The sequence below is a fragment of the Kosakonia oryziphila genome, assembly GCF_900094795.1.
Taxonomy (GTDB): domain Bacteria; phylum Pseudomonadota; class Gammaproteobacteria; order Enterobacterales; family Enterobacteriaceae; genus Kosakonia; species Kosakonia oryziphila.
Map to the genome: position 1 here is coordinate 1 of NZ_FMBC01000096.1, position 4,593 is coordinate 4,593.

7 protein-coding genes are annotated in these 4,593 nt (G+C 49.7%); 4 read left to right on the plus strand and 3 right to left on the minus strand.

Annotation, left to right across the window (positions count from 1 at the left end; genetic code table 11):
* Nucleotides 1-310, plus strand: a 310-nt coding sequence (locus GA0061070_RS23965; RefSeq protein WP_139109836.1) for an IS3 family transposase, incomplete at its 5' end; no start/stop codon positions are given.
* A gap of 238 nt (nt 311-548) precedes the next feature.
* On the opposite strand, the gene GA0061070_RS23970 is transcribed toward GA0061070_RS23965, so the two are convergent.
* Entirely contained in the window at nt 549-1,298 is a 750-nt protein-coding gene (locus GA0061070_RS23970; RefSeq protein ID WP_090139007.1) for an SDR family NAD(P)-dependent oxidoreductase, read from the minus strand.
* Between the two features lie 86 nt (nt 1,299-1,384).
* Here GA0061070_RS23970 and GA0061070_RS23975 point away from each other — a divergent pair, with 86 nt between their 5' ends.
* On the plus strand, nt 1,385-1,735 hold the full coding sequence (locus tag GA0061070_RS23975) for a winged helix-turn-helix transcriptional regulator (RefSeq protein WP_244153198.1): 351 nt from the start codon (nt 1,385-1,387) through the stop codon (nt 1,733-1,735).
* 153 nt (nt 1,736-1,888) lie between these two features.
* Here the strand turns inward: GA0061070_RS23975 and ychF are convergent, their stop codons facing one another.
* Both ychF and pth read right to left on the minus strand, forming a co-directional pair.
* Nucleotides 1,889-2,980 carry a redox-regulated ATPase YchF gene (ychF, locus tag GA0061070_RS23980; protein ID WP_090139011.1) on the minus strand — a complete coding sequence of 364 codons (1,092 nt, stop codon included), beginning with the start codon at nt 2,978-2,980 and terminating at the stop codon, nt 1,889-1,891.
* Between the two features lie 126 nt (nt 2,981-3,106).
* On the minus strand, nt 3,107-3,691 hold the full coding sequence (gene pth, locus GA0061070_RS23985) for an aminoacyl-tRNA hydrolase (protein WP_090139013.1): 585 nt from the start codon (nt 3,689-3,691) through the stop codon (nt 3,107-3,109).
* A gap of 271 nt (nt 3,692-3,962) precedes the next feature.
* On the opposite strand from pth, the gene ychH reads away from it, so the two are divergent.
* Nucleotides 3,963-4,238, plus strand: coding sequence for a stress-induced protein YchH (gene ychH / locus GA0061070_RS23990; RefSeq protein ID WP_090139015.1), 276 nt, complete (start codon nt 3,963-3,965; stop codon nt 4,236-4,238).
* 117 nt (nt 4,239-4,355) lie between these two features.
* On the plus strand, nt 4,356-4,593 hold a 238-nt coding region (locus GA0061070_RS23995), incomplete at its 3' end, for a transposase domain-containing protein (protein ID WP_208598169.1).

The following is a 4,593-nucleotide window of genomic DNA, read 5'->3' on the forward strand; positions in this document are numbered from 1 at the left end:
GGTTCATTCAGATCAGGGCAGTCAGTACACAAGTCATGAGTGGCAGTCATTCCTGAAATCACACGGCCTGGAGGGCAGCATGAGCCGTCGCGGTAACTGTCACGATAATGCGGTTGCAGAAAGCTTTTTCCAGTTGCTGAAACGCGAACGGATAAAGAAAAAGATCTACGGAACACGGGAAGAAGCCCGCAGCGATATTTTCGATTACATCGAAATGTTTTATAACAGTAAGCGTCGGCATGGTTCGAGCAATCAGATGTCACCGACAGAATATGAAAACCAGTATTATCAACGGCTCAGAAGTGTCTAGATTATCCGTGGCGATTCACTCACAGCGAAAAGCGAACTTAGCGGCGCCAAACTGTGTTGAAGCTACCGATGAGAACGAGAGAATTGATTGAACAGATAGCGCCCGAACGCGTTGATTTGCGATGCGCGTTTAGGCTATCAATCCTTATACAGGCGCTTGACTCCTCACAAAATTTTTCGGTCACAGAAGTCCGGTGTGGCCGGACTTCTGTAGGGACTTGATTAATTACAGGCAATAATCAGATCTGCGCAGCGCCACCGTCAACAAACAATTCGCTGCCGTTAACGAAGCTGCTGTCATCGGATGCCAGGAACAAGGCCGCAGCAGCAACCTCAGACGGTTCAGCCAGTCGACCCAGCGGCGTTGTGGATTCAACGGCGCGGATCATTTCCCTGTTGAATTTCTCGTCAGGTGACAGGCCATGCCAGCCCGGTGTTGATGTTGAGCCCGGCACCAGGATGTTTATCCGAATCTTTCTCGGTGCCAGTTCCAGAACCCATGCACGGGCAAAACCACGTATGGCTGCTTTGCTGGCGCTATAAACACTAAATTCCGGTATCCCGGTAGTTGCACTGGTCGAACCGGTCAGTATGACGGAGGCTCCATCCTTCAGTAAATGCAACGATTTTTGTACGGTAAAAAGCGTACCTTTAACATTGGTATCAAAAATACGGTTGTAATGTTCTTCAGTAATATCAGCCAGCGATGCGAAATCCCCGCCGCCAGCATTGGCGAACAGTACGTCAATATGACCAGCCTTGCGTTTAATTTCGTTAAACAAAGCCTCAAGGTCCTGCATCTTTGAGATATCGCCGCAAATCCCGATTGCATTGTGCCCCACCTCCGCTACCGCTTCTTCAAGCTCCAGGGCGCGTCGCCCGGTCATGAAGACTTGCGCACCTTCTGCAGCAAAGCGTTTAGCCGATGCCAGACCAATTCCACTGTTGGCGCCAGTGATGACGACAACTTTGCCTTCTAACTTGCCCATATTTTTATCCAGTTTACGAAGTGGAAAACGATAGTAACTTCATACTTTCAGATATAATAGTACCTACCAAAAGGTATGTGTAAGGAATGAAAGCAATGGATCCAGTCTGCGGCCTTGATGTGGCCCTGCGTTATATTGGCGGGAAATGGAAACCTGTCGTTCTGTTTCATTTACAATCTGGTCCGCGTCGATTTGGTGAACTCAAGCGGCTTGTTGAAGGCATTAGTGAGAAAGTATTAATTCAGCAACTTAAAGATTTAACTGAAGATGGCATTCTGGTAAGACACGATTTCAGGGAAGTGCCACCAAAGGTTGAATACAGTATTACTGATTTTGGACGTACGCTGGCGCAGGCATTACAACCTCTTTGCGAATGGGGCAATGCCAACCGGTCCGGTTTACTCCTTAAAGAACAGCAGCAAAAGGATTCTTTATAAGCATCTGGCGAGTTATTGGAGTGACCACGCCCCGCTGGACGTTGAGGTAATTTAGTCCGGTCAAACTGTGGTGAGGAGTATTGATACCTTATGAAAAGAAAAACCCATACAATTGCATGGGTTTTATGAGTCTCATGAAATAATAGAAATTAATCAGACGTTGAACAGGAAGTTCATCACATCGCCATCTTTAACGATGTATTCTTTGCCTTCTGAGCGCATTTTGCCGGCTTCTTTCGCGCCTTGCTCGCCTTTGTAAGCAATAAAGTCTTCATAAGCGATGGTTTGTGCGCGGATAAAGCCTTTTTCGAAATCGGTGTGGATTTTACCGGCGGCCTGCGGAGCCGTTGCGCCAACCGGGATTGTCCAGGCACGTACTTCTTTCACCCCGGCGGTGAAGTAGGTTTGCAGGTTCAGCAGGGCATAACCGGCGCGGATTACGCGGTTCAGGCCCGGCTCTTCAAGACCCAGTTCGGCCATGAACTCATCACGCTCTTCGTCATCCAGCTCAGCGATATCCGCTTCAACTGCGGCACAAACCGGCACTACGACGGAGCCTTCTTTTTCCGCGATGGCGCGAACCTGGTCCAGATATGGGTTGTTTTCGAAACCATCTTCATTGACGTTAGCGATGTACATGGTCGGTTTCAGCGTCAGGAAGCTCAGGTAACGAATGGCTTCTTTCTCTTCTTTGCTCAGATTCAGCGCACGCAGCATCCCGGCATTTTCCAACTGTGGCAGGCATTTTTCCAGCGCGGCCAGCTCAACTTTCGCGTCTTTATCGCCGCCTTTTGCTTTCTTGGACACGCGATGAATCGCGCGCTCGCAGGTTTCCAGATCGGACAGCGCCAGTTCGGTGTTGATAACGTCGATATCTTCCGCCGGATCAACTTTACCGGCAACGTGTATAATGTTGTCGTTTTCAAAGCAGCGTACAACGTGGCCGATGGCTTCGGTTTCGCGGATGTTGGTCAGGAACTGGTTCCCCAGGCCTTCACCTTTGGAAGCGCCTTTTACCAGACCGGCGATATCAACAAATTCCATCGTAGTCGGCAGAATGCGTTGAGGCTTAACGATTTCCGCGAGTTTGTCCAGACGCGGATCGGGCATCGGTACGACACCGGTGTTCGGCTCAATAGTACAGAAGGGGAAGTTTGCCGCTTCAATACCTGCTTTGGTGAGCGCGTTGAACAGGGTGGATTTACCTACGTTGGGTAGGCCAACGATACCGCATTTGAATCCCATGATGTAATTACCTTAATCTCTTGATAATCAATCCGTTGAGTAAAACGGATTGCAGAAAAGTGAATAACTTTGGCTATTATACACGTAACCGATGTAACGCGCGGCAAAATCGCCTCTGTAGTAGGGTTACTGTGCCTTAAAGGCGTGCAGACGGTTGGTGGCTTTGGTTAAACCGTCCTTCAGCCAGATTTCTGTACAACGTGCCGCTTCGTCAACGGCTTCATCGATCAGCTTCTGTTCAGAAACCGGCGCTTTACCCAGTACGAAACCGACAACTTTGTTTTTATCCCCCGGATGGCCGATACCCACGCGCAAACGGTGAAAATTGGGGTTATTCCCCAGCTTGCTAATGATGTCTTTCAGACCGTTATGGCCGCCGTGGCCGCCACCCAGTTTGAACTTCGCCACGCCTGGCGGCAGATCCAACTCGTCATGCGCGACAAGGATTTCATCCGGGTTGATGCGATAAAAAGTCGCCATCGCTGCCACCGCTTTGCCGCTCAGGTTCATAAAGGTGGTCGGCACCAGCAGACGCACATCTTCACCTGCCAGATTAATGCGCGAGGTATAGCCGAAGAATTTCGGTTCATCGCGCAGCGGCGCGCGCGCGCGTTCTGCCAGTAAATCGACATACCAGGCACCCGCATTGTGGCGTGTCGCAGCGTATTCAGCGCCAGGGTTCGCCAGCCCGACAATCAGTTTAATCGTCACTTTTTATTCCTGACCAGGTCAATATCCGGCGCGTAGTTTACGTTGTGCGGGGCGCGATGACAAAATTCTCACCGTATCAGATGGAAAATGCTAATGATTGCCCACCTCAATCATTCAAAACTCAAGGAGTTCAATCGCTTATTTGTAAGTTTTTGTTAGCCAAACATAGATAATTGTGATCGTGCCCGCAACCGCCAAAAAGAGCATTGTCTATACTTTAACCACAAGGATTGGGGTTTTCCCATCCAACCCATCGTTCCGGAGGTGACATATGAAACGCAAAAACTCTTCGTTACTCGGTAATGCGCTCATGGTGTTTGGGTTGGTAGTGATGGTTGTCGGTGTTGGTTACTCTATTTTAAACCAGCTTCCGCAGCTTAACCTGCCGCAATTTTTTGCGCACGGCGCAATACTGAGTATTTTCCTCGGGGCTGTTCTCTGGCTTGCAGGCGCCCGCATAGGAGGCCATGAGCAGGTTACCGATAAATACTGGTGGCTCCGCCACTATGACAAACGCTGCCGCCGTGACCAGCACCATCACAGTTAAAGACGGATTGTTTCGATAACGGCTCCTGATAGGTAATGCCGATCAGTTAAGGATCAGTTGACCGATCCAGTGGCTGTGTAAGAATCCGGAAACGCTCACTCGTTTCCGGATTTTTTTATGTACATTGGACAGGCCCTTGATTTGGTATCCCGTTACGATTCTCTGCGTAACCCACTGACTTCTCTGGGGGATTACCTCGACCCCGAACTCATCTCTCGTTGCCTTGCCGAATCAGGTACAGTAACGCTACGCAAGCGCCGTCTTCCCCTCGAAATGATGGTCTGGTGTATTGTTGGCATGGCGCTTGAGCGTAAAGAACCTCTTCACCAGATTGTGAATCGCCTGGACATCATGC